Source organism: Salinivibrio sp. IB643 (assembly GCF_001996105.1).
Lineage (GTDB): Bacteria > Pseudomonadota > Gammaproteobacteria > Enterobacterales > Vibrionaceae > Salinivibrio > Salinivibrio costicola.
The window spans coordinates 1-24,195 of record NZ_MUFF01000033.1; the positions used below are offsets into that span (position 1 = coordinate 1).

Annotated in this window: 24 protein-coding genes, 2 tRNA genes and 3 pseudogenes; 27 read left to right on the top strand and 2 right to left on the bottom strand. The window is 48.7% G+C overall.

What is annotated here, in order from left to right; translation table 11 throughout:
• The 25 genes from folP to BZG77_RS12635 form a co-directional block, all read left to right on the top strand.
• Positions 1–528 (top strand): dihydropteroate synthase (gene folP / locus BZG77_RS12515; protein ID WP_108743990.1); only part of this gene is annotated, 528 nt, incomplete at its 5' end.
• Positions 529–533: 5 nt separating this feature from the next.
• Positions 534–1,871, top strand: coding sequence for a phosphoglucosamine mutase (gene glmM, locus BZG77_RS12520; RefSeq protein ID WP_077647484.1), 1,338 nt, complete (start codon positions 534–536; stop codon positions 1,869–1,871).
• 176 nt (positions 1,872–2,047) lie between these two features.
• A complete protein-coding gene (gene secG / locus BZG77_RS12525) occupies positions 2,048–2,386 on the top strand; it encodes a preprotein translocase subunit SecG (RefSeq protein ID WP_021023287.1) in 339 nt (112 codons plus the stop codon).
• Between the two features lie 7 nt (positions 2,387–2,393).
• Positions 2,394–2,480 (top strand) — tRNA-Leu (locus BZG77_RS12530).
• A gap of 64 nt (positions 2,481–2,544) precedes the next feature.
• Positions 2,545–2,621, top strand: a tRNA-Met gene (locus tag BZG77_RS12535).
• A gap of 336 nt (positions 2,622–2,957) precedes the next feature.
• Positions 2,958–3,413, top strand: a complete 456-nt coding sequence (rimP, locus tag BZG77_RS12540; protein ID WP_021023286.1) for a ribosome maturation factor RimP — start codon at positions 2,958–2,960, stop codon at positions 3,411–3,413.
• 21 nt (positions 3,414–3,434) lie between these two features.
• Positions 3,435–4,922, top strand: coding sequence for a transcription termination factor NusA (gene nusA, locus BZG77_RS12545; RefSeq protein WP_077461715.1), 1,488 nt, complete (start codon positions 3,435–3,437; stop codon positions 4,920–4,922).
• Between the two features lie 21 nt (positions 4,923–4,943).
• Positions 4,944–7,661 (top strand): translation initiation factor IF-2, encoded by a 2,718-nt coding sequence (infB, locus tag BZG77_RS12550; RefSeq protein WP_077647485.1) that lies wholly within the window; start codon positions 4,944–4,946, stop codon positions 7,659–7,661.
• Between the two features lie 87 nt (positions 7,662–7,748).
• Positions 7,749–8,141, top strand: a complete 393-nt coding sequence (gene rbfA, locus BZG77_RS12555; RefSeq protein WP_077576766.1) for a 30S ribosome-binding factor RbfA — start codon at positions 7,749–7,751, stop codon at positions 8,139–8,141.
• Positions 8,142–8,144: 3 nt separating this feature from the next.
• Entirely contained in the window at positions 8,145–9,101 is a 957-nt protein-coding gene (truB, locus tag BZG77_RS12560; protein ID WP_077647486.1) for a tRNA pseudouridine(55) synthase TruB, read from the top strand.
• Positions 9,102–9,256: 155 nt separating this feature from the next.
• Entirely contained in the window at positions 9,257–9,526 is a 270-nt protein-coding gene (rpsO, locus tag BZG77_RS12565) for a 30S ribosomal protein S15 (protein WP_025673889.1), read from the top strand.
• 384 nt (positions 9,527–9,910) lie between these two features.
• Positions 9,911–10,141 (top strand): Flp family type IVb pilin, encoded by a 231-nt coding sequence (locus tag BZG77_RS12570; protein WP_077647487.1) that lies wholly within the window; start codon positions 9,911–9,913, stop codon positions 10,139–10,141.
• 31 nt (positions 10,142–10,172) lie between these two features.
• A complete protein-coding gene (locus BZG77_RS12575) occupies positions 10,173–10,619 on the top strand; it encodes an A24 family peptidase (protein ID WP_077647488.1) in 447 nt (148 codons plus the stop codon).
• 105 nt (positions 10,620–10,724) lie between these two features.
• On the top strand, positions 10,725–11,528 hold the full coding sequence (cpaB, locus tag BZG77_RS12580) for a Flp pilus assembly protein CpaB (RefSeq protein ID WP_077647489.1): 804 nt from the start codon (positions 10,725–10,727) through the stop codon (positions 11,526–11,528).
• A 9-nt stretch (positions 11,529–11,537) separates the two neighbouring features.
• Positions 11,538–12,866: a type II and III secretion system protein family protein gene (locus BZG77_RS12585; protein ID WP_241844154.1), complete on the top strand. Its 1,329-nt coding sequence runs from the start codon at positions 11,538–11,540 to the stop codon at positions 12,864–12,866.
• Positions 12,863–13,357 carry a hypothetical protein gene (locus BZG77_RS12590; RefSeq protein WP_077647490.1) on the top strand — a complete coding sequence of 165 codons (495 nt, stop codon included), beginning with the start codon at positions 12,863–12,865 and terminating at the stop codon, positions 13,355–13,357. The genes BZG77_RS12585 and BZG77_RS12590 overlap by 4 nt, the downstream gene beginning before the upstream one ends.
• Positions 13,357–14,607, top strand: coding sequence for an AAA family ATPase (locus tag BZG77_RS12595; protein WP_077647491.1), 1,251 nt, complete (start codon positions 13,357–13,359; stop codon positions 14,605–14,607). Before BZG77_RS12590 ends, BZG77_RS12595 begins: the two co-directional genes overlap by 1 nt.
• A complete protein-coding gene (locus tag BZG77_RS12600; RefSeq protein WP_077647492.1) occupies positions 14,604–15,887 on the top strand; it encodes a CpaF family protein in 1,284 nt (427 codons plus the stop codon). The genes BZG77_RS12595 and BZG77_RS12600 overlap by 4 nt, the downstream gene beginning before the upstream one ends.
• Complete coding sequence (locus tag BZG77_RS12605; protein ID WP_077647493.1) at positions 15,884–16,801, top strand: type II secretion system F family protein; 918 nt, start codon at positions 15,884–15,886, stop codon at positions 16,799–16,801. Before BZG77_RS12600 ends, BZG77_RS12605 begins: the two co-directional genes overlap by 4 nt.
• Before the next feature lie 15 nt (positions 16,802–16,816).
• On the top strand, positions 16,817–17,689 hold the full coding sequence (locus tag BZG77_RS12610) for a type II secretion system F family protein (RefSeq protein ID WP_077577146.1): 873 nt from the start codon (positions 16,817–16,819) through the stop codon (positions 17,687–17,689).
• Positions 17,682–18,503, top strand: a complete 822-nt coding sequence (locus BZG77_RS12615) for a tetratricopeptide repeat protein (RefSeq protein WP_077647494.1) — start codon at positions 17,682–17,684, stop codon at positions 18,501–18,503. Before BZG77_RS12610 ends, BZG77_RS12615 begins: the two co-directional genes overlap by 8 nt.
• Positions 18,500–19,012, top strand: a complete 513-nt coding sequence (locus tag BZG77_RS12620) for a TadE/TadG family type IV pilus assembly protein (RefSeq protein ID WP_077647495.1) — start codon at positions 18,500–18,502, stop codon at positions 19,010–19,012. Before BZG77_RS12615 ends, BZG77_RS12620 begins: the two co-directional genes overlap by 4 nt.
• On the top strand, positions 18,993–19,550 hold the full coding sequence (gene tadF, locus BZG77_RS12625) for a tight adherence pilus pseudopilin TadF (RefSeq protein ID WP_077577143.1): 558 nt from the start codon (positions 18,993–18,995) through the stop codon (positions 19,548–19,550). The genes BZG77_RS12620 and tadF overlap by 20 nt, the downstream gene beginning before the upstream one ends.
• Positions 19,551–19,553: 3 nt before the next feature.
• On the top strand, positions 19,554–20,909 hold the full coding sequence (locus BZG77_RS12630) for a pilus assembly protein (protein ID WP_077647496.1): 1,356 nt from the start codon (positions 19,554–19,556) through the stop codon (positions 20,907–20,909).
• A 13-nt stretch (positions 20,910–20,922) separates the two neighbouring features.
• Positions 20,923–21,537 carry an OmpA family protein gene (locus tag BZG77_RS12635; protein ID WP_077647497.1) on the top strand — a complete coding sequence of 205 codons (615 nt, stop codon included), beginning with the start codon at positions 20,923–20,925 and terminating at the stop codon, positions 21,535–21,537.
• An 87-nt stretch (positions 21,538–21,624) separates the two neighbouring features.
• Here BZG77_RS12635 and BZG77_RS12640 read toward each other — a convergent pair.
• Together BZG77_RS12640 and BZG77_RS12645 are read right to left on the bottom strand one after the other, a co-directional pair.
• Positions 21,625–21,759 (bottom strand): annotated as a pseudogene (locus BZG77_RS12640) (hypothetical protein); the annotation flags it as partial.
• Positions 21,760–21,761: 2 nt separating this feature from the next.
• Positions 21,762–22,271, bottom strand: a pseudogene (locus BZG77_RS12645) (5-methyltetrahydropteroyltriglutamate--homocysteine S-methyltransferase); the annotation flags it as partial.
• A 41-nt stretch (positions 22,272–22,312) separates the two neighbouring features.
• Here BZG77_RS12645 and BZG77_RS12650 point away from each other — a divergent pair.
• A pseudogene (locus BZG77_RS12650) lies at positions 22,313–22,927 on the top strand (LysR substrate-binding domain-containing protein); the annotation flags it as partial.
• A gap of 260 nt (positions 22,928–23,187) precedes the next feature.
• Positions 23,188–24,195 (top strand): Ig-like domain-containing protein (locus BZG77_RS12655; protein ID WP_131826159.1); only part of this gene is annotated, 1,008 nt, incomplete at its 3' end.

The following is a 24,195-nucleotide window of genomic DNA, read 5'->3' on the forward strand; positions in this document are numbered from 1 at the left end:
GTCGAAGCTGGCGCGAACCTTATCAATGATGTTCGCGCGCTCAGAGAGCCTGGCACATTGACTGCCGCTGCCGATCTCCAGGTACCCGTGTGCATCATGCACATGCAGGGTCAGCCTAGAACCATGCAAGCGGCACCCGACTACACGGATGTTATCCAAGACGTAATGCAGTTTCTAAACCGGCGAATAGATGCTTGCCTGGATGCTGGCGTTATCAGGCAAAATATCATTTTGGATCCAGGCTATGGGTTTGGTAAAACCCTGGCACACAACTATCAGTTGCTCGCACAATTAGATCATTTCCATCACTTTGGTCTGCCGATCTTGGCGGGGATGTCGCGCAAATCTATGATTTACAAAGCGCTAGATAAAACACCTCACGACGTGCTAGGTGGCAGCATCGCTTGTGCCACGTTAGCGGCAGTGAAAGGCGCACAGATTATCCGTGTTCACGATGTTAAAGAGACGACCGATGCCCTTAAGATCGTGGCGTTGACGATGCAAGAAAATGAAGCACCAGGAGAATAAAAACAATGGTAGAACGTAAATACTTTGGCACAGATGGTGTGCGCGGTAAGGTGGGTGAATTTCCCATCACCCCAGAGTTTATGCTCAAACTAGGTTGGGCCGCCGGGCGCGTCTTGTCGCAACAAGGCACCCGCAAGGTGCTGATTGGTAAAGATACTCGAATATCGGGCTACATGCTTGAGTCTGCACTCGAATCAGGCTTATCCGCAGCAGGGTTAGAAGCCGCCTTCACTGGCCCTATGCCAACGCCGGCGATTGCGTATCTGACTCAAACGTTTCGCGCTGAAGCAGGGATCGTTATTTCTGCCTCACATAACCCGCATTACGACAACGGCATTAAATTTTTCTCCTCCGAGGGCACCAAACTCCCCGATGATGTTGAGCTTGCGATTGAAGCGGAACTCGAAAAAACACTCACTTGTGTCGAATCTGCCGAGTTGGGCAAAGCAAGCCGCATCAACGATGCGGCCGGACGTTACATCGAATTCTGTAAAGGTACCTTCCCCAGCGCGTTAAGCCTGAGTGGCTTGAAAATTGTCCTTGATTGCGCCCATGGTGCGACGTATCACATTGCCCCCTCTGTTTTTCGTGAATTAGGGGCAGACGTGCTGACCATTGGCTGTGCGCCAAACGGGACCAACATCAATGATGAAGTGGGGGCTACCGATGTACGCGCGCTGCAGCAACGCGTGTTGGAAGAAAAAGCAGACCTTGGGGTAGCCTTTGATGGTGACGGTGATCGTGTGATCATGGTTGATCATCTTGGCAATAAAATTGATGGCGACCAAATTGCCTACATCATCGCGCGCGAAAGTTTACGCCGTGGTGAGCTGAAAGGCGGCGTGGTTGGCACTTTGATGACCAACATGGGCATGGAGTTGGCATTACAATCGCTTGGGATCCCATTCGCACGTGCCAAAGTGGGTGATCGCTATGTGATGGAGCTACTCCAAGAAAAAGGCTGGCGAATTGGTGCGGAAAATTCAGGCCATGTGATTGTCTTGGATAAAGTCACCACCGGAGACGGCATTGTGGCGGCATTGCAGGTCCTGGCCAGTGTTGCCGCCACGGGAATGGATTTAAAAGCGTTAAGCGATGGCATGACGTTATTGCCACAAGTACTAGAAAACGTGCGCTTTAGTGGCAGTGTCGACCCACTCCAAAGTGAGCCCGTACTGGCTGCCAAAGCCGCAGTGGAAAATAAACTGGGTGAGCAGGGGCGCGTGTTGCTGCGCAAATCAGGCACTGAGCCTTTGATTCGGGTGATGGTCGAAGGACCGGATGCCGATAACGTGAACGCCTACGCACTCGAAATTGCAGAGGCGGTGAAGGCGAACTGTTAATAATAAAGGGTGGGTGGTCATAGATTGCGCAAACGACGTCGAAATCAAGGTTTTTTGTAAATTTCTCTTGTTTCATCACCGCGCTTTCGCTAGTATTCACCCGCTCCCAACAAAGGGGGCTGCGCTGGCTGAGAAGTGACACTGCCGGCTCAACAACCTGGAGCATAGGTGGAACCATGTACGAAATTCTACTTGTGATTTATCTGTTGGCCGCAATCGGTGTAATTGGCCTGGTTCTGGTTCAGCAAGGTAAAGGCGCAGATATGGGAGCCTCATTCGGGGCTGGGGCATCAAACACCGTGTTTGGCTCTGGCGGCTCTGGAAACTTTTTAACCCGAATGACAACCGGTTTTGCAATCGCGTTCTTCGCACTGAGTCTTGTGCTCGGTAACTTGACAGCGCATGACCCTAAAGCAAAAAGCGGTTTTGAAGATTTAAGCGAGCCTGCTACACAACAGCAAGCTGCGCCAAAAGAGGATGAAATCCCTGTTGATAACAGTGAGATCCCTCAGTAAGAATTGAGCCGAGGTGGTGGAATTGGTAGACACGCTATCTTGAGGGGGTAGTGCCTTTATAGGCGTGCGGGTTCAAGTCCCGCTCTCGGCACCAAATTCACAAAGGGCAATCACTTGCACCTTTGTTGTAAAAAGCGATATAATTATCGCGAATCGGACGCGGGATGGAGCAGTTTGGTAGCTCGTCGGGCTCATAACCCGAAGGTCGGCGGTTCAAATCCGTCTCCCGCAACCAATTTTAAGTTTGTTGTTTAAATAACGGCTAAACTGAATAACGCGTCAGCGTTTGTTGTCAAAGCCACGCTGACCGGGCTAGCCACGTGCTAGCCTTTTTGCCCTCGGGGCAGCACGAAGCGGACCAATAAGCCTTTGTGTAGAGAGTTACTCTCTCGTTATTGTTGCGATGATTCCGACACCAGCAATAACGGCTATGCTAACGACTTATGTTGATGGCATAGCATCAGGGTCCAGTTACATTAAACCCCGATTTTCGGGGTTTTTTGTTATCTGAAGAAGACCATTCGGATAGTAACTGGGCTTTTAAGCCCTTTTTTTATTTCTGGGGTTTGGAATGACAGGATTAGAGAAACAACTGGCTGAACTTTTAACCGCGCCTGTTGAGGCGCTGGATTATGAGTTGGTTGGGCTTGAATTTGTTCGAGCTGGCCAGCATTCAACACTGCGTATCTTTATTGACCATGAAAATGGTATCACGGTGGACGATTGTGCCGATGTGAGCCGTCAAGTGAGCGCGGTAATGGATGTGGAAGACCCAATCACAGTGGCGTACAACCTAGAGGTGTCATCTCCAGGTGTTGATCGTCCACTGTTCACCGCTGATCACTATCAGCAATTCATCGGGCATGAAGTGAACATCGTGCTGAAAATGGCTATGCAAAACCGCCGTAAGTGGAAAGGCGAAATCCTTTCTGTCGATGGCGATACCATCACGGTTCGCGTGGACGGCCAAGATGAGGCGTTTGCCTTGAGTAACATCGCCAAAGCAAACCTGGTTCCTTCATTTTAAGAGTAAATGAGGCATTAGTAGATGAATAAAGAAATCTTGGCTGTTGTCGAAGCGGTCTCAAACGAAAAAGCCGTTCCACGAGAGCGTATTTTCGAAGCACTGGAAACCGCGCTGGCAACGGCAACCAAAAAGAAGTACGAGGCCGAAATCGATGTGCGTGTCGCCATTGATCGCAAATCCGGTGAATTCGACACCTTCCGTCGTTGGCTTGTCGTCGATGAAGTCACCCAACCAACGCGTGAAATCACGTTGGAAGCGGCCCAATATGATGATGAAACCCTCGAACTAGGCGGGTTTGTAGAAGATCAAATTGAATCGGTTGTCTTCGACCGCATTACCACCCAAACCGCCAAGCAAGTGATCGTACAAAAAGTGCGTGAAGCTGAGCGTGCACAAGTGGTTGAGCAGTTCATGGACAACGAAGGTGAGCTTGTCACCGGTGTGGTCAAAAAAGTCAATCGCGATGTTATCATTGTCGACTTAGGAAACAACGCGGAAGCGGTTATCCAACGTGATGATCAACTCCCTCGTGAAAACTTCCGTCCTGGCGACCGAGTACGTGGTCTGTTGTATGCAGTGCGCCCTGAAGCGCGAGGCTTCCAATTGTTCATGACGCGCTCCAAGCCAGAAATGCTCAGTGAGCTATTCCGCATCGAAGTGCCAGAAATTGGCGAAGAGATGATTGAGCTGATGGGCGCTGCCCGCGATCCTGCTTCACGCGCTAAAATTGCTGTGAAAACCAATGACAAACGTATCGATCCCGTCGGTGCGTGTGTGGGGATGCGTGGTGCACGTGTACAAGCGGTATCAACTGAACTGGGTGGCGAGCGTATTGACATCGTACTTTGGGACGATAATCCTGCCCAATTTGTGATCAATGCCATGGCGCCTGCAGACGTCGCCTCTATCATCGTCGATGAAGATACCCACTCCATGGATATTGCCGTCGAGGCGGATAACCTGGCGCAAGCGATTGGGCGTAACGGACAAAACGTGCGTTTGGCCTCTCAACTGACCGGTTGGGAACTGAACGTGATGACGGTTGAAGACCTCCAGAAAAAACACCAAGAAGAAGCACAAGCGTCGTTAGAGCTGTTTGTTAAATATCTCGATATTGACGAAGACTTTGCACAAACCTTGGTGGAAGAAGGTTTCACCACCCTTGAAGAAGTGGCCTATGTGCCAACCAGCGAAATGCTCGAAATTGACGGCTTAGACGAAGACACTGTCGACATTTTGCGCGCACGTGCGAAAGAAGCGTTGACCACCATCGCGCTCGCACAAGAAGAATCGCTGGGAGACGCTGAACCTGCCGAAGATCTGCTGGCATTAGACAGCCTTTCTCGTGAGATGGCCTTTAAACTGGCCGCGAAAGGCGTGAAGACGCTGGAAGATCTTGCTGATCAAGGCACTGACGATCTGTTAGATATTGATGGATTGGACGAAACCAGTGCGGGCGAGCTTATTATGGCAGCGCGTAATATCTGCTGGTTCAGCGACGAAGCGTAAAGACGGCAAAGGAGGAGCAGAATGTCAGAGGTTACAGTACATACACTGGCGAAGGAAATTGATACGCCGGTTGATCGTCTGCTGAAGCAGTTTAAAGAAGCTGGTATGCAAAAATCGGCGGACGATCAGGTAAGCCAAGATGAAAAACAAGCTTTGTTGACGCATTTAAAGCGTGAGCATGGTGACAACGGCAATGCTCCGACGCGTCTGACGCTTCAGCGCAAGAAACGTAGCACACTGAGCGTGTCAGGGGCTGGCGGAAAAAACAAAGATGTCCAAGTCGAAGTGCGTAAAAAGCGCACTTATGTGAAGCGTAGCGAGCTTGAAGACCAAAAGTCAGCGCAAGAAGCGGAAGAGCAAGCCCAACGCGAAGCCGAAGAAAAAGCGCGTCTAGAAGCTGAAGAGCAAGCAAAACGCGAAGCAGAAGAGAAAGCGAAACGTGAGGCCGAAGAAAAAGCCAAGCGTGAAGCACAAGAGAAAGCCAAACGCGCAGCTGAAGAAAAAGCTAAGCGTGAAGCCAAGCCGCAAGCGCAACCAAAATCTGAGCAGCCTGAAGACGACGCAGCGGATACTGCTGCCACTCGTGCTGCTGATGCGCAAGCGAAGAAAGAAGCTGATGAACTTAAGCGTCGCCAGGAAGAGGAAGCCAAGCGTAAAGCTGAAGAAGAAAGTCAGCGGCAGTTAGAAGAGGCACGCAAAATGGCAGAAGCAAATCAAGAGCGCTGGTCAGATCAAGACAAAGCGCTAAGTACCATGGAGGCGGCTGACCACCATACGGTTACCTCCGAATATGCCCGCGAAGCGGAAGACGAAGCGGATCGCCGCGAAGAAACGGCCGCGCCGCGTCGCAAGAAAAAGAAAAAAGCCACTGCAACAGAAGACAAAAACCCCCGAGGCCGTCGTGGTAAAGGTGGTAAAGGCAAAGGCCGTATGGCTAAGCCGTCTTCGATGCAGCATGGCTTTAAAAAACCTGCCCAGAAAGTAAACCGCGAAGTCGAGATCGGTGAAACCATTACGGTTGCTGAGCTCGCGAATAAAATGGCGGTGAAAGGTGCAGAAGTCATTAAAACCATGATGAAAATGGGTGCAATGGCGACCATTAACCAGGTGATTGACCAAGAAACCGCACAGCTTGTCGCGGAAGAAATGGGTCACAAAGTTATCCTGCGCAGAGAGAATGAGCTGGAAGAGGCCGTACTCTCTGATCGTGATAACGATGCACCTATGGCACCGCGTGCACCGGTTGTTACTATCATGGGTCACGTTGACCACGGTAAGACATCCTTGCTCGACTACATCCGTAAAGCACACGTTGCAACGGGTGAAGCTGGCGGTATTACTCAGCATATCGGTGCGTACCATGTACAAACTGATAACGGCATGATCACCTTCCTGGATACGCCAGGACACGCAGCGTTTACCGCGATGCGTGCACGTGGTGCGGGTGCGACGGATATCGTTGTGTTGGTGGTTGCGGCCGATGATGGTGTGATGCCACAAACCAAAGAAGCGATTCAACACGCCAAAGCCGCGGGTGTACCTTTGATTGTTGCCGTCAACAAGATGGATAAAGAAGGTGCTAACCCTGACAGCGTCAAGAATGAGCTCGCGCAGTATGATGTTATCCCAGAAGAGTGGGGCGGTGAGAACATCTTTGTTCACGTCTCTGCGAAACAGGGTGAAAACATTGATACCTTGCTCGAGTCCATCTTGTTGCAATCAGAAGTCCTTGAGCTGAAAGCGGTTGAGAAAGGCATGGCGCGTGGCGTTGTGATTGAATCTCGTCTGGATAAAGGCCGTGGTCCTGTTGCGACTGTCTTGGTTCAAGAAGGTACCTTGAATAAAGGCGATATTGTACTTTGTGGCCTTGAATACGGTCGTGTTCGTGCGATGCGTGATGAGAACGGCCAAGACATCGACCATGCTGGTCCATCCATTCCGGTTGAGATCTTAGGTCTGTCAGGTGTCCCTGCCGCTGGTGATGAAGCTACGGTTGTACGTGACGAGAAGAAAGCCCGTGAAGTGGCACTTTATCGTCAAGGTAAATTCCGTGATGTGAAACTGGCGCGTCAGCAAAAAGCCAAACTGGAAAACATGTTCTCGAACATGGAAGAAGGTGAAGTCTCTGAGCTCAACATCGTTCTGAAAGCCGATGTACAAGGTTCGATTGAGGCAATTGCCGATTCACTGGTTAAACTGTCAACTGACGAAGTCAAAGTGAAGATTGTTGGTTCCGGCGTGGGCGGTATTACTGAAACCGACGCGGTACTGGCAGCGGCATCGAACGCGATCATTTGTGGCTTTAACGTGCGTGCCGATGCGACCGCACGTAAGACTATCGAGAATGAAAGCTTAGATCTTCGCTACTATTCTGTTATCTACACCATGATTGATGAAGTGAAACAAGCGATGAGCGGTATGCTTGCGCCTGAGTTCAAACAAGAAATCATTGGTTTGGCAGAAGTTCGCGATGTCTTTAAGTCACCAAAACTGGGCGCAATTGCCGGGTGTCAGGTGTCTGAAGGCGTGATTAAGCGTAACAATCCAATTCGTGTTCTGCGTGATAACGTGGTTATCTACGAAGGGGAGCTGGAATCACTGCGTCGCTTTAAAGATGATGTGAACGAAGTGAAGAAAGGCTACGAGTGTGGTATTGGCGTGAAGAACTACAATGATGTTCGCGTTGGTGACCAAATCGAAGTCTTTGAAACGGTTGAAATTCAGCGCTCAATTGACTAATTAAGCGTTTAAAAACAGCCAGGTCGTTTGGATACACCGTGGGGGGAGGCGCATGCGCTTACCCCCATTTTGTTGAGAGAAAAGAAAATGGGTAAAGATTTTAGCCGGACGGACCGTGTCGCCCATCAGTTGCAAAAAGAAATTGCACTGATTCTGCAGCGTGAAGTAAAAGATCCACGTATCGGTATGGTGACCGTCTCTGACGTCCAAATCTCGCGTGACCTTGCTTACGCCAAAGTCTTCGTCACCTTTTTAACCGTTGACGAACAAGCACCGACAGAAAGCCTCAAAGCCCTCAATGAAGCAAGTGGTTATATCCGCTCTTTGGTCGGAAAGGCGATTCGTTTGCGTGTGACCCCAGAGTTGACGTTTGTATTTGATGAGTCGCTCACTGAAGGTATTCGTATCTCGAACCTGGTGAGCAAAGCGGTGCGCAGTGATAATGAGCGCCGTGATGATGATGACAAAGGTGAGGAATAAAAGATGGCGCGTCGTCAACGTCGTCGAGGTCGCCCCGTTGATGGGATTATCCTACTCGATAAACCCACGGGCATAACCTCTAATGATGCTCTGCAGAAAGTAAAACGTATCTTTTTTGCCGAGAAAGCAGGACACACTGGAGCCTTGGATCCGCTTGCAACGGGCATGTTGCCAATTTGCCTAGGTGAAGCGACCAAGTTCTCTCAGTTTTTGCTGGATGCCGACAAACGTTATCGGGTGGTGGCAAAATTGGGTCAGCGCACCAATACCTCAGACGCCGATGGTGAAGTGGTAGAAACCCGCGATGTAAAAGTCAATTTAGGATTGCTGGAGCGCTGTATTGCTAAGTTCCGCGGTGAAACCCAGCAGATCCCATCGATGTTCTCCGCGCTCAAATATCAAGGTAAGCCTTTGTATGAATATGCGCGTCAAGGCATTGAAGTACCGCGTGAAGCGCGTACGATTCATGTTCATCAAATTGAATTGTTGCGTTTTGAAGGTGATGAGATTGAGATGGAAGTCCATTGTTCTAAAGGCACTTACATTCGAACCATCGTCGATGATCTTGGGGAAATGCTAGGCTGTGGTGCCCACGTCACCGCACTGCGTCGCACGGGTGTTTCTGGCTATCCGACGCGCCAGATGGTGACATTAGAGCAGCTCGAAAGCTTGTTGAATGAAGCCAGAGAACAAGAGATCCAACCTAAGCAGCTGCTGGATCCTTTGTTACTCCCACTTGATACCGCGGTACAAGACTTGCGAGAAATCAACTTGTTGCCGGTAATGGCCAGCTATGCCTTACAAGGCCAAGCGGTACAGGTGCCGAATGCACCTACCAGTGGCTTTGTTCGCTTAACCGCGGGCGAGGAACGTCACTTTATTGGTGTTGGTGAAATTGACGCCGATGGCTTGGTGGCGCCACGTCGTTTAGTGGCCAGTCGCCAGCCGGAAGCAAGCTAAAAAACACGCTGCCATTTGCGGGTGTTTCACGGAAAAAGCGGCGTGGATAGATTGCTACCTTAGACGAAAGTCAGTAGAATACGCGCCTTCGGGCACCGGCTGAATCAGAGATTGGCTGGTGCATGATAATCACACACTCTTATTAGGAGAGCATTATGTCTCTGACTGCAGAAGCAAAAGCACAAATCGTTGCTGATTTTGGCAAAACCGAGAACGACACGGGTTCACCGGAAGTTCAAATCGCCCTGTTGACCGCATCAATCAACGATCTGCAATCGCACTTCGCTGAGCACAAAGGTGACCACCACAGCCGCCGTGGCCTGCTACGCATGGTTTCACGTCGTCGTAAGCTGCTGGACTACCTGAAAAAGAACAGTGTTGACCGTTACTTGGACGTTATCAAGCGTCTAGGCATCCGTCGCTAAGATTCTGGAGAAAAGGGAGCTCAGGCTCCCTTTTCTTTTTTTACTCTCTCTGGTTTTCTCTCACTTCCCTAGTATTCTTCCCATACCCATACCCATACCCATACCCATACCCATACCTATCTACTTCATTGTCAATATCAGCTTTAGAGCAGGCGTCCTTTTACGCGGATACCACAACCACCTTAAATTTATAATTTTATCAATTATTTATTTTTTGCGATCGACTAGACAGTGGTCGGTTAAATAGTCAGATCTGCGTCAAATTATAGGCATGATGTATTTTCTCATCTTCGATGGCAGTGATAGCCTTCCGCCACAAATTGTGAACAGGGTTCCAATTTACTGTTCACGTGATGGGTAAAAAAATTAAAGGAAGAAATGCGTATGTTAACTGAAATGTATGTCAACACCCGTTTAGCACTGGAGTCGTTTGCCAAAGACAAGCGCGGTGTTACCGCTATCGAATATGCGATTATCGGTGTCGCGATTTCTGCGATCGTGCTGGCCGTGTTCAACGGTCAAGGTGATGAAGGTGGTCTAAAAGGTGCTTTAAAGGCTGCAATCGATGAAATCACTACCAATGTAGACCCTACAGTTGACGCTGATCAAAAATAAGTCAGAAACTAAACAGTAGGCCTTAATCACAGTGATTGCTCTGCCATTATTGATTGGTTCCTGTTTGCTGGTGTGTATGGTTAGCGATCTGAGACGACGCACCATCGAACATTGGGTGCTAGCGGTAATCACTGTGGTTGCAGGGGGCATTGTTTACTGGGCTCAGCTCCCTGTCGGTAATGCGCTAATACAGGCCTGCTTAGTTTTGGTGGCCGGCTTTGCTTTATTTTGGCTCGGTGTGTGCGGTGCTGGAGATGTGAAGCTGCTAGCAGCGATAAGTCTCGCGGTGAGCGAACAATGGTGGCCATGGATGTTGTTTTTAATGGCCATTTTGGGCGGCCTAGTCGCTGTCGGGCTTTTGTTGGCCAGCGGGTTAGGAAAGCCCGAATGGCGTGCCCATGGTGTGCCTTATGCCCTGGCTATCGCGCCATCGGGAATGTTCGCCATATGGCTTACCTTAGCGAGTGTCGCGTGGTGATATTCACGATGGCGATGTACGCAATGTAACGTCGCCGCTCCTCTTATATGTTTGATCGATACAACTATCGCTTCCCACCGTGGTTTCCGGTTGTTTAGAGGGACTATGAATTCAAAATTACTCTCCTTGATTGCCTTTTTGGCCATTGCCATCGGTCTGTACGGTTTATTGCAGCCTAATCAGTCGACGCAGCCGGTGCAAACTGAGGCGTCAACAGCATCACCCGAGGTTGTCTACAAGGTGATAACGTTGAAATCTGAGCTCGACCGTGGTGAGACGATTGCACGAGATAATCTGATTATTGAAACCTGGCCAGAGAACAAAGCCAACCAAATGGGTATTGACGCTGATATGGCAATCCCCGAAACCAATGGCGAGGCTTTATTCGCCAGACGATCACTGGCGGCCGGCGATATTCTCTATCCGGACGCAGTGGTGTCTCCGCAAAGCCAAGATTATCTCGATTACGTCACACAAGCCGATCGTATTCCCTTTCCGCTTGAAGTCTCAGCAACCTCAGTGGTCGGTGGGGCGGTGCGCGCTGGGGCATTGGTCGATATTATGGCGCTTGCCTCCACCGATCAAAACCTTGCCAATGAGACCACAGTGCGTAGCTTTCGCGGTGTGTCCCTCGCGCCTGTATTAATGGGCGTGAAAGTCCTCAAAGTTGCGCAATCGCGTCAAGAGGCGACCCGCAATCAACCGGCGTCTACGGATACCACCTTGATTTTGGAGCTTACCCGTAAGCAAGTGGCCACCATGACCATTGCCAAACGCATCGCCCAACTTGAGGTTCACAAGTCGCTGGGCAAAGCGTCGCCTAAAGATATGTCCGCCAACGCTGGCGATGTTCTAGATGACTATCGAGCGATTACAGAGTTTCGGGCTGATACTGCCGTTATAAAATAAGGAATTTGTATGGAAGCGCCGCACTTTTGTCGCCGCTGGATGTTGGCATTATTGTTGAGCTGGGTCGCGATGGCGGCCCATTCTGCCCCTATGGTGATGAATATCGCCAAAGGCCAGGCAGAAGCATTGCAAGTCAATCAAACGATTGGCTCGGTATTCGTCGCTGATCCCGCGATAGCAGACTACCAAGTTATCGATAAGCGAAAAATTGTAGCGTTTGGTAAAGCGGTTGGCACAACCTCGTTACTGGTATTTGATGAAGCAGGCAATACCATGGCGGCACGTCAATTGGTCGTGAACCAAAGTATGGTCCATATTCAGCAACAAATTCAGCTGCGTTATCCGGATCTCGATATTTCAATTGATAATTTGGCTGATCAAGTGGTACTCAGCGGTCGGGTGGCCAGCGAAACGCAGAAAAAAAGTATCGAACGCTTGGTGGGTGAGCTGTTAGCAAAGTCAGCCACTGAAGAAGAAGTTGAGTGGAATACGGGAGAAAATACCTACAACCTCGAGTTTATGCGCCGTTATCGCTACGACGGGATTGTCAATAACTTAGAGGTGGCCACGACCAAGCAAGTCAATGTGCAATTAACCGTGGCGGAAGTCTCCAATTCGTTTATGGAAAAGTTTGGTGTTAATTTTAGCTCGGGTGGTCGAGGCAGCGGGATCTTTGTTAATCCGTTGAAGAGTTTTAGTGCCAGCGACATCCTCACCGTCATCAGTGCGGTTGGCGATGATAATGTCGGACAAATTCTCGCAGAGCCCAATTTATCGGTGTTATCGGGTGAAACAGCCAGCTTTCTTGTCGGTGGTGAACTGCCTGTCGTCACTCGTATTGATGGTGGCGTGAATGTGCAGTATCGCGAATATGGGGTCAAACTAGAATTGGCGGCCAACGTACACAGGGACGATAAGATCAAACTCGCATTAATGCCGGAAGTGAGCTCTTTGGATGCGCAATACAGCAATGACGCCTATGATTTGCCGGCATTAAAAACACGCCGAGCCCGCACTACGGTTGAGCTGGGAGACGGCGACAGCTTTGTCCTCGGTGGCTTGTTGAACAGTGAAGAGCGTGAATCCTTATCGAAAATACCCTTTGTCGGTGATATTCCCATTTTAGGGGCGCTGTTTCGTCATACCGAAACGCAACGTAATAACACTGAACTGGTGATCGTCGCCAAAGTGAACTTGGTCAAACCCATTCAATCAGATCAAGTGGTTATCCCTCAAATTCAGCGAACGTCGACGCTTGAGCGCTTTTTCGCGTTAGACGCGGTGCCTGAGCAAGCACCATTGCGCCAATGGTTGCGTAAAGGAGGCTTTATCCAATGAAAGTGACATTATGGCTAGTCGGCATCCTCCTAATGAGTGGGCTGTGGGGCTGTACACCCGCTTATCAAACCGAGGGAACTCAAGTTTTACTGGCGCCAGTAACTTATCAGTTAACGCTATCAACATCCGCGTCGCAGAGTGATTTTGAGCAATTTACTCGTTTTGCTTCTCATCATCAGAAGTTAGTACTTACTCAACCTATTACGATTGACTATAACACCCCTCGCGGTGAACAGGCGGCGAAAAAAGCGCAACGTTATTTATTGAAGTTGGGAGTAGAAAGTCAAAATATTCGGCGTCGTTCGGCGGCTCTGGAAGACGGAGATTGGCGCGTTTCAGTGGTGACTTATCAGGTAAAACCACAAGCTTGTCATCCCGTTAAAATAGCCGATGTGCGTCAGAATAAAACCGGTTGTGTGGTGACACAGAATCGCTGGCTCTCCAAGGTACATCCTGAACGTGGCCTCAGTCATGAAGAAGGCGAATACTGATGTTTGATCTCGTTGATATATTAAAAAGTAATCAATCTCAGCAAGACGAACGCGAGAAGATTACGTCGGTATTATTCTATCAAACCGCTCCCTGTCGTTCTTTGGTGGAAGAAGCGTTTCGTTTTGAGGGCGTCGCAACGCCAGAGATCTGCAAAAACTCAGACATGGCGATCACGGATCACGTTCGTCAACAGAGTGTTGAAATCGTATTGGTTGAGTTGAATAGCAGTCAGGATGTGACGGGGGATGCTCGTCGTATTAGCCACTTATTGCCAAGTCATGCCTCTGTGATTGTGATTGGCAGTGAGGATGCGATCTCAACGATTCGTAATCTCAAAGAGATGGGGTTTTATTACTTATTTTGGCCAATTACGAAACAAGAGCTGATCGATTTTGTCCGTAGCGTCAGTGATAACCGTCAGCGTAATCGTGGACCTGGCCAAAACCGTCGCGCGAAAAGAATATCGGTGATTGGCGCTAAAGGAGGGGTTGGCACGACATTGATCACGTCTGAGTTAGCGCATCAATTGGTCACCGATAAAAGCGCATCATGCATTGTGGTTGACCATAATTACACCAGTGGCAACCTAGATATTATGTTAGGGCTAAAGAAGTTTGAAAAGCGGGAGGTGCAAAAAGGCGCGTTTTCTTCAAGCCTTGATCTATCGGCAGCGCAAAGCTTACTCACCAAACACAGTGACATGCTCTCTGTTCTATCACTGACCTCCAAACAGTACAGTTTCGACGAACTGAATGATTACAACAATAATGCCGCGGATATACTCTCATCAGAATGCAACTTCATTGTTGAAGATGTCTCGGGTTCGTCGGGCTTTACGCATCGTAACCAAGCGCGTTGGTTAGACAGTGACTGCATTATTTTGGTGGTTAGTCCAACTGTATCAGCATTACGTGATGCCGGACGATTAAAAATGACCATTGACAAAGTCGATGAAGCATCGCGGCCGCGCCTCATCCTGGTACTAAACCACTGTATACCGGAAAAGTTTGCCACCGTGACGGGGGCAGACATAGAGAAGTTTCTTCAATGCCCACTTGATGTCGTGATCCCCTTTTCGGGGAAAATTGGCGAGCTTGTGTTGGAGGGAAACCGAGTCGCGCAGGCTAAAATAAAGGCATCTGGTCCGACGCGTAAGTTGGCTTCCTTGGTGATAGGTGAGTCAACAGAGCGCCGTTCAGTGTTCAATTTTTTCACCGGTTTGTGGCGTCAAAAGAGGCACGTTGAGTGATAGGCACCAAGGAAGTCTATGTAAAGATCCGTAAGCAGGTCTTTGATGCCTTAGACCCGAATGTGATTGCGGATGTGTCGCGTGAAGAGCTTGAAAAGCAACTCCAGAGCGCGGTTGAGCTACTCATCAATCGTGAGCAATGGCCATTAAGTAGCACGGTAAAAAATGAGTTCGTTAAATACTTAACCGACGAGCTGATTGGTCTGGGGCCACTGCAAAATTTAATGGACGATGAAACCATCACCGACATTATGATCAACGGACCTGATTCCGTTTATATTGAGCGTAACGGTTTAGTTGAGCCCGCACCGGTGACCTTTATTGATGAAAGTCAGTTGCGTGAAATCGCCAAGCGTATTGCTTCACGGGTTGGTCGTCGGGTGGATGAATCGTCTCCTACTTGTGATGCGCGTCTAGAAGATGGTAGCCGCGTGAATATTGTTATTCCGCCGATATCCATTGACGGCACCGCGATTTCAATCCGTAAATTTAAAAAACAGAGTATTGATCTACAGAAGCTGTGTGAGTTCGGGGCAATGAGCCCAGAAATGGCCCAACTATTAATGATTGCCGCGCATTGTCGGCTCAATATTTTAATATCCGGGGGAACAGGTTCAGGTAAAACGACCATGCTCAATGCCTTGTCCCAGTTTATTGGTGAAAATGAGCGGGTTATTACCATTGAAGACGCCGCGGAGTTACGGTTGCAGCAACCTCACGTGGTGCGATTAGAAACGCGGACCGCAGGGATTGAAAATACAGGTTTAGTCGATCAACGCGACTTAGTGATTAACTCGCTACGGATGCGTCCCGATCGGATCATTGTGGGTGAGTGCCGTGGGGCCGAAGCGTTTGAGATGCTCCAGGCCATGAATACCGGTCACGACGGATCCATGTCAACGCTGCACGCCAATACACCTCGCGACGCACTGGCTCGGGTTGAATCGATGGTGATGATGGCAAACAGTAACCTCCCGCTAGAAGCGATTCGGCGCACCATCGTTAGTGCTGTCGATTTGGTGATCCAAATCAGCCGGTTGCATGATGGTAGCCGTAAAGTGATGAGTATTACCGAAGTGGTTGGATTAGAGGGCGCCAATGTGGTTATGGAGGAGATTTTTCGCTTTCAACCGGTTTATCAGCAATCTGGTGAAGGGAAAGTGCGTGGCAACTTTATGACGGCAGGACTCATGCAACGTTCGGTGTTGATGGAAAAAGCACGTTTCTTTGGGCTTGAGGAAAAGCTTTCGTCTGCATTCAAAGCCGGGGAGGGCATGTGATTTACCTTGTCATGCTGATGGTTGGGTTGGGGTTATTGATTGTTCCTTGGCTGAAAAAACACAAACGCTATGATTATCTCGAAGAATTTAACCGAACTGAGTTTGTTGAATCCGTGATGGCAAACCAGCAAGCGGTGGATCTACGCTCCCTGGCCGATAGGAGTGTATGGGAAAACATTCTACTGCGCTGGAGCAACTTTAAGAAACAGCTGGGAGAGCGCCCAAATATTAAGTTAGCTGCACTTTTAGCGGGCCTTTGTTTTGCATCGATTCAATTTAACAACCAGTTTTTACGGGAGCCCATCTGGATAGTTACGCCGCCTTTTGTGCTTGCGGGCATATTGATATTTTACCGTTGGCTTCAAAACCGTGAACAAAAAATGTTTGAAACGGCATTCCCGGATGCGTTGAATATGATGACCAGTGCAGTGTCTGCCGGTGAAAGTATCATGCATGCTATTTTGTATGTCGGTAATACGCTCGAAGGTGACATTGGTCGCGAGTTCCGCATTATGGGGAAACGTTTACAACTTGGTGAATCTCCCGACGACGTGTTTCGAAAGTCCTGTCGTCGTTATCCTTATCCATCGTTTTACTTTTTTGTGATCACGCTGCGCGCCAATATGCAGCGTGGTGGCCAACTCAAAGATATTATGATGCGGCTTAATCGGATGATGTTTAATGCCCGCTCGATTGATAAGAAAAAATATGCCTTAACGTCTGAGGCGCGCACATCGGCGAAAATCGTCGCGGCGATTCCGTTTTTTTTCCTGTTTGTTTTGCAATATCTCAGCCCAGAAAACTTTGAGTTTGTGATGTTTGACCCCGATGGCAAAGTGATTCTTTATTATGTCCTTATTAGTGAAGCGATTGGGATCGCCATCGTTTGGGGATTAATGAAAAGTGTGCGCTGATAAAAGGGAATCATGATGGCACAGCATCAATGGATTTTTTTAATACTGCTACTTGTCGGCTGCGTGCTTGCTGTTGGTGCATTGCGACAGTCGCGTAAAAAACGCCAATTTCGTGACTTTAATATTGAGAACTCAACCGATCAAACAACAACCCCACTATGGGATAAGTTTGGCGCCTTTATCAACCAGCTGGTGTCTAATGACACTCATGAGGTGGAACAAAAATTTCTCGCGGCCGGTATTTACGATAAGCGTTGGAGCCGGTTATTTATGCCGATGAAATATGCGGTATTGCTTGCGGGTAGCGTTGGTATATTTTTATTGAGCCAACTGCAACAATGGCCGAATACCTGGCTTTTGATTGGTGGCTTAGTGTGGCTGGTGATCATCATCATTGGCCCCGATGCCTATCTCAACCTACGTAAACGGGCGTTGGTGAAAGCCATTTCTAATCGACTGCCTTACATGCTCGATCTGATGGCTGTTTGTGTTCAAACTGGGATGACCATTGAAGCGTCCATTACTTATTTATCGCGTGAAATGGCGGCCTTTGACCGTGACTTGAGTTTTTTGCTCACCCGTGTGAATGAACGCTCACGGATTGTGGGGCTTGAGCAAGCACTCGAAGAGCTTTATCAGCGAGTGCCGTCTAATGAAATGCGCAGCTTTGTGATGACCCTTAATCAAAGCTTACAATACGGCACGTCGATATATGGGGTGCTCACCACCTTGTCGGCGGATATTCGTGAAGTACAACTTTTGCAAGTTGAAGAAAAAATCGGTCAGCTCGCAGCCAAAATGTCGATTCCTTTGATTGTATTTATCATGGTGCCGATTGTGATCCTAATCGCCGCACCGGGCATTATGAGGATGCTAGCCAATGCCTAATCAGGTGAAACCTCGAATCAAACAACCGCGTTGGGCGCTGGTGGCAGCCTATATTTTGGTGCTCTCTGGGTGTGCAGCCAGTCAGCCGCCAGAGCAAAAGACGCTGACCAACGAACAAGTGTTAGAAAGTAGTGGCAATGATCGTGAGATCATTGAGCTCTACAAGCGTGAGTTAAAGCAAAAAGAATCTTCGCAGACACGAATAAAGCTGGTGAAACGTTATCTGTACATCAAAGACTATGACTCGGCGGATTTTTATCTGTCGCCTTTGTTACAAAAGACGGAGCAAGATGGACAGCCTATATCGCAGATAGGCTTACTAGCCGGTAAAGTCGCGATGGGATTAGAGCAATGGCAAACCGCCGCCTTACGCCTGAAAGAAGTACAACAACGGGATCCCAATGACAGCGAGTCGGCCAATTTGCTTGGCATACTGGCTGCACGAGAGGGAGACTTAACAGACGCGCGACAGTGGTTCAATCAAGCACGAAAGAACATGGCCAATGATCGCACCATAAAAAACAACCTCGCATTGATTGATGTACTGGAACAGGACTTGACGGGGGCCCTTCGTCGACTGGAACCATTGCCAGAGCTCAGTGAACTTTCGGATAAAACGCGCATTACCCTGTCGTTAATCTATGCCAAAACCAATCAGCGCTCAGCCTTTGATGCGCTAACATCCAGCATGGAGAGCGAGGAACAAGCCGTACTTTACCAACAATTGCAAGCTTTACCCGTGGCCGATTTGTCCTCTCTTCTTGATGTCGCGCCTCAGGCTAAAGCGCCAGAGCAAGAGGGCGTTATTCAATGAGAATAAACACGCCCCATCACCTAAAGCGAGAATCAGGCGTCGCAACGATTGAATTTGTTGGCGGTTTTTTTGCCTTTTGGTTGATGTGCGCCGCTTGGGTGGAAATGAGCTTTATGTCGTATGTATCTGCCTTGGGGGATTTAGCTATCTCAAGAGCCGCACAACATGCGAAAAAACAACAAACTGAAGATTTTGTGACCGTATTTCAACAAACCCTTAATGATGATAGTAGCCTTTGGCATGCGTTGATCGATGCGAATAATTACCGGATAAGTATCCGTTATGTTAATGAATACAACACCCTTGCCACGATCACTGATGGTTGTGAACCAGACAATGAAGATGACAAAGAAGCTGTATGTGGCGAGCCAGAGAAAGCCCCTATTGCCATTTATAATGTCAGTTATGACTATCAACCCATCTTTAATTTATTTTTGGATAAAAACACCCTTTTTTCCCGTGAAATGATAGTGATACAGGAATACCAACGTGAAACCTTTGCGCTTTAAGTCTCATCAGCAAGGCAACTTTACCGTCGAATTTGCCATCGTCGGGGTTTTCTTCGCGCTGCTGTTGGTGTTCAGTGCCGATATCATCATTAAACTGAGCGTTAAAGGTAAGCTCGAGCGCATGGCTTTTTCTGCAGCCAATATCATTAAAGAGCGCACTGAACTGTTTAGTGAGGACGACTTTAGAGTGAACGATACTCAAGCTGAAGAAGCTTACACTATCGTCAGAAACTCCCTCACGCGTACCATGAGTAACTTTGACAGTACCAAACTCGGATTTTCGCTTCATGTTCGTCAAGGCGTTGGAGCGACGGATGAAGAGGATCAAAACAAAATTATTAGCCAGTGGTCAGCACCTTCTGGAACTCTGTGCCAGGCAGCGCCGCCGAGTAAAGATCTCAGCTTTACCACCACCTTTGGGCGACCAGCTACCTTATACCAAGTGACCGTGTGCTACGACACCGATAATTGGTACGGCAATCTGATTGGCGAAGACTTCTCGCGCGTATCGTCGCGCGCCGTAGTGATGGGGAGATAGTTTATGCGCTCACAACCAGGTTTTGCTCACTCAGCTCCCGGCTACTACCGTCAGCAACAAGGGCATGCAGCCATTTTATTCGCCTTATTTATTCCAATACTGTTTGGCATTTTTACCCTAGGGACAGATGGGGCGCGTGCGGTGCAGGACAAGGCACGTCTGGCAGAGGCGGTTGAGGTGGCAAGCCTAGCTGTTGCAGGAGCAGGGTCGGATGATAAGACACTGGCCAAGGCTTATATTCAGGACTATTTTCCCTACGCAGAAGTCGACGATAGCGATATTACCATTCGTAAAATAAATTGCGAAAACAACGCGTCTTGCCAAGACTCAGAGCAGCGTTTTTTTGAGTATCAAGTATTAGCCAAAATTCACCAGCCTACATGGTTTCCGGGTAATGAGACCATTGTTGGTTTTGGTGAGAACTATGATGTGGCAAGCGGTGCGGTGAGTAGGAAATACCATGCAGAAACGGTTGATGTAGTCTTGGTGGCAGACTTCTCTGGCTCGATGGCCTGGCCATGGAGTGGGAAGGATGGAACTGGTGAGATTCGTTATAGAATGATGAAAGAAATTATCAGTGAAATAGCGTCTGAACTAGATAATTTCAATGACTACGTTAAAGGAGAAAATAAAAATAGATTAGCGATAACTGGTTTTGATAACTTTACCCAAAAAGTAAATCCTGACAATAAAGATAAAATGCTTCATTTTGATCATCTTATCTGTAATGGAAACTCTAGGTGTATTACTGATTGTTCGTACCGCTGGGGTTGGTACCTTCAGTGTGATGCCCGATCAGGCGATACGCCAGGACAGGTTAATGGAAGGGCTACTGTTGATAACATTTTTAGTCTGAGTCATCCCGTACATTCCAATCCAGTTTTAGAAACCAGCATAGATGGAAAATTGTCATACTTTCAAGATATTGAACTAACGGATGACTTTGATACCTTAAAAAATAAAGTAAATAGTTTCGTAATTAGAGGTAGCCAGATTAGCGGAACATCTTCTTATGCTGGCATCATTCGTGGTGCACAAATGGTTGAAGTAGGGGCAAACCCAAGGCGTTTAATTATTTTATTGTCTGATGGGGCGGATAATTTTACCGACACAACCGACAAGCTAATTGAGGCTGACATGTGTACCAACATCATTGAGCACTTAAACAGCCTGAATGTTGATGGTGAGCCAGTTAAAGCGAGGATGACAGCGGTAGGTTTTGCAGACAGTGAGGATATTCCATCTCAAATGGAGTCTTGTGTTGGTGAAGACAATGTATTTTCTGCAGAGAATCCAGATGAAATAAAAAATAAAATCCTCGAGCTTATTACTGAAGAAATCGGCCACCTCGCCCCATAACAAGGAGCATCCAATGATTAAATGGATCAATATTGCACTCGTACTGAGCCTTCCCAATATCGTGTGGGCGAATGACGCCTTATTTGATACTTACTGCGTCATGCAAGAAGGGTCGGCACATTACCAGGTGACGACCGGTGACGGCGTCATCGCGCGCACCTATCAGGATAATAAACGACTCGTGGTTGCTCCCCAAACCACCGCCAATCACCAGTGGCTGGTCGCAAAAATTGATGCACTTGATGTGTCGCCACAGTGTGCCAGTTTTATTAAAAGTCATGCTTACTGGCAGCAAGCGCCCAATTCGCCGGTAGCGCGTGTGCATTTTGACTTCGATACGTCGCGTGTCTCTTCCCAAGGCCAAGCGATTTTGCAACGCTTAGCGCAGATGTTAGCAAAGCACCCAGCACGGATCTCAGTGACTGGCCATACCGATAGTGTCGGAAGCGCATACTATAACCAGCAACTGTCACAACAACGAGCGGACGCAGTTGCCCCTGTTATTTCGTCGGATGGTGTCAATACAGTGACGCTAAGCGGCCAAGGTGAGTCACGGCCTGCTGCGACCAATCACACCGAGCAAGGGCGTGCTATTAATCGCCGCACTGATATTCGTATTAGCCAATAACATGTGAATAAAAAACGCGCCACCGGAAAAATCCGTGGCGCGTTTTTTGTTTGACGATGTTTTGATCTTCGCGCTACTGATGCAGCGTCACTGACGAAGCGCTTTCGCCGCTGCAACCATGTTTTCTAATGCCGGGATAACCTCATCCCATTGGCGGGTTTTTAGGCCGCAATCTGGGTTCACCCACAATCTTTCTTCAGGAATACGGGCGGCGGCTTTCTTCATCAAGCCAATAATTTGTGCTTGATTAGGTGCGGAAACTCGGATTGATGAATCGGTTCGAGCCATTCTAACGTGGCATTGAGATTCGTTTTCCAAACGTTACGACCATTAATCACCCCCACAGACAGAACGTGTTGATCGCTAAGCGCTTCACGGTATGCATCCACATCCCCTCGGCCACTAATAGCATCCAAGTGCCAGCCGTCAACGGGCAACGATTGCGCCAATGGACGATTTTCAGCTTGCTCGCCGAAGTAGCTCGCCAGCAATAACTTGACCTTGGTTTGGCTTAATGCACGATACGCGGTTTTTAGCGCCGTCTGCCATTCAGGCGTGAGCTCCGTGACCAAGATCGGTTCGTCGATTTGGACCCACTCAATGCCTTTTTCTGCCAGTTTGCTCAGCAGTGTTTGATACACGGGTAAGAGCCTTTCGAGCAGATCCAACTTGTTAGAGACATCTTTTTCTTTACCTAGCCACAGATACGTGAAAGGGCCGACCAAAACAGGTTTGGCCTGAACACCAGCTTAAACAGTTTGCCCAAGGTCAGCGTGGTACACTGCGTATTGGTATGGAGTGCCACCCTTGCTATCAATGGCTGCTGAAAGTGGTCGAGCCTTTTTTACATCAATGGCCGGATATGGATGTTGACGTTAAACAAAAGTTCCAATTCGGTGGTTTGGGCGCATTGTTTGGCCATGAGATTGATGTGCTCGTCACGCCCGATCCTTTACTTAAACCAGGCATAGAATACGTATCCGTGTTTGATTACGAACAGGTGCTGGTGGCGAGCGGACGAAGTGCACTCGCGGTGTTTGACCATGTTGATCCTCAGCAAGTGACACAAGAAGTACTGATTACCTACCCCGTTGATCAATCGCGTTTAGATGTTTTTACTCAGTTTTTAGCGCCAGCGCACTGTGCACCGCGCAAACACAAAACCATAGAAAAAACCGATATCATACCGCAAATGGTTGTCGCTGAACGCGGGATCGCGGCACTCCCCAAATGGCTGGCTTTAGAATATCAACAGCGTTTAAACCTACATATTCTTCGCATGGGCAAAACAGGCATTCATAAATCGATCCATCTGGGTGTACGCGAGGGACAAAGAAAAGATCATATCCAAGACTTCATCGAAAAAGCCAGTTCAACCTTAATGCATTGATATTACTAATATATAGAATACTCAACCCTGTTAATAGTGACATGTAAGCGCATACTTTAAGGGCATAGTCTACGGAGGTAGCCTGGTTTGGCGCCGTTTCAAAAAACCATCTACACTACATAACGTAAAGCGTCAATTTTGAGCCGTACCAAGTGCACATTTCGGCGTAAAATTGCTTTCGAAGAAGTCTAATTATTTAGATAATGCAAGCGATAGACTTTGAATGCACCTCACATTTTTATGGATAAAGAGTCCCGGCTATGAAATCAATCTCGCTCTCTCGCAATGTAAACGTCGAAAGTATCCAAGGAAATGGTGTACTGCTTGTCAATGGCACGCCAATGACAGTGACCGAAGGCACGTCCTTTCCGTCTGGAACCGAGCTGGTTCTGCCAGATAACAGTGAGGCTGTTATTGTACTCAGCGACGGAACGTTACTCGCCGTTGAGGCTCAGGGAGAGCAGCCCGGCGCCGTGCTCGATGGATTGCCGCAAGATGTTCAAGATGAAATAGCCGAGATTCAGCAACAAATCCTTGATGGTGAAGGCGAGATCACCATTGAAGATGACCAAGCGACCGCCGCTGGTGGTGACGCTGCAGCCGGCAGTGGCTCATGGAGTTATGTCAATGTTGCGCGTGATGGAAGCGAGACCATTGCGAGCTCAGGATTTGATACTGATTCGCTTGCAACCAACAACGGGGCGATTGGTAGCGATGCAGAAGGCGGAGCGGGGCTTGCGATTGACACCACCGCTCCCGGAATCCCTGGCGTGACCATTGTTAATGATGCTAACAACGATGGCATTATTAGTGGGCAAGAGCTTGGTGATGGGATCCAGGTATTGATCGATCTGTCCGATACCGGTGCTAATCCGGGCGATGTATTAACGATAAATGGTCAAACCTCGACGATTACCGAGCAAAATATCATAGACGGCACCGTCACCATCACACTGCCAGACACTCCTGCAGACGGAGAAACATTAACCGTAGAAGCCACCATTACCGACACCTCCGGCAACACCTCCGCGCCGGGGAGTGATCAAGCTGAGGTTGATACTAGCGCCGAGGCCGGCACGGTCAGCGTGAACAACATCACCAGCGATGACGTGATCAACGCGCAAGAAGCGGGCGAGACCATCACGGTCACCGGCAGCGCGAGCGGCGGCGACATCGCCGAAGGCGATACCGTTGCGATGACCATCAACGGCGAAGACTACACCACCACCGTGGATGAAAACGGCGAGTGGAGCGTGGACGTGGCCGGC

What these genes read in the sequence shown, in the direction of transcription:
- BZG77_RS12610 (WP_077577146.1), top strand. Translation starts at nt 16,817, where the DNA reads ATGGCACAGCATCAATGGATTTTTTTAATACTGCTACTTGTCGGCTGC.
- secG (WP_021023287.1), top strand. Translation starts at nt 2,048, where the DNA reads ATGTACGAAATTCTACTTGTGATTTATCTGTTGGCCGCAATCGGTGTA.
- BZG77_RS12630 (WP_077647496.1), top strand. Translation starts at nt 19,554, where the DNA reads ATGCGCTCACAACCAGGTTTTGCTCACTCAGCTCCCGGCTACTACCGT.
- infB (WP_077647485.1), top strand. Translation starts at nt 4,944, where the DNA reads ATGTCAGAGGTTACAGTACATACACTGGCGAAGGAAATTGATACGCCG.
- glmM (WP_077647484.1), top strand. Translation starts at nt 534, where the DNA reads ATGGTAGAACGTAAATACTTTGGCACAGATGGTGTGCGCGGTAAGGTG.
- BZG77_RS12635 (WP_077647497.1), top strand. Translation starts at nt 20,923, where the DNA reads ATGATTAAATGGATCAATATTGCACTCGTACTGAGCCTTCCCAATATC.
- BZG77_RS12570 (WP_077647487.1), top strand. Translation starts at nt 9,911, where the DNA reads ATGTTAACTGAAATGTATGTCAACACCCGTTTAGCACTGGAGTCGTTT.
- BZG77_RS12615 (WP_077647494.1), top strand. Translation starts at nt 17,682, where the DNA reads ATGCCTAATCAGGTGAAACCTCGAATCAAACAACCGCGTTGGGCGCTG.
- rpsO (WP_025673889.1), top strand. Translation starts at nt 9,257, where the DNA reads ATGTCTCTGACTGCAGAAGCAAAAGCACAAATCGTTGCTGATTTTGGC.
- BZG77_RS12585 (WP_241844154.1), top strand. Translation starts at nt 11,538, where the DNA reads ATGGAAGCGCCGCACTTTTGTCGCCGCTGGATGTTGGCATTATTGTTG.
- truB (WP_077647486.1), top strand. Translation starts at nt 8,145, where the DNA reads ATGGCGCGTCGTCAACGTCGTCGAGGTCGCCCCGTTGATGGGATTATC.
- cpaB (WP_077647489.1), top strand. Translation starts at nt 10,725, where the DNA reads ATGAATTCAAAATTACTCTCCTTGATTGCCTTTTTGGCCATTGCCATC.
- nusA (WP_077461715.1), top strand. Translation starts at nt 3,435, where the DNA reads ATGAATAAAGAAATCTTGGCTGTTGTCGAAGCGGTCTCAAACGAAAAA.
- BZG77_RS12595 (WP_077647491.1), top strand. Translation starts at nt 13,357, where the DNA reads ATGTTTGATCTCGTTGATATATTAAAAAGTAATCAATCTCAGCAAGAC.
- BZG77_RS12620 (WP_077647495.1), top strand. Translation starts at nt 18,500, where the DNA reads ATGAGAATAAACACGCCCCATCACCTAAAGCGAGAATCAGGCGTCGCA.
- rbfA (WP_077576766.1), top strand. Translation starts at nt 7,749, where the DNA reads ATGGGTAAAGATTTTAGCCGGACGGACCGTGTCGCCCATCAGTTGCAA.
- rimP (WP_021023286.1), top strand. Translation starts at nt 2,958, where the DNA reads ATGACAGGATTAGAGAAACAACTGGCTGAACTTTTAACCGCGCCTGTT.
- BZG77_RS12590 (WP_077647490.1), top strand. Translation starts at nt 12,863, where the DNA reads ATGAAAGTGACATTATGGCTAGTCGGCATCCTCCTAATGAGTGGGCTG.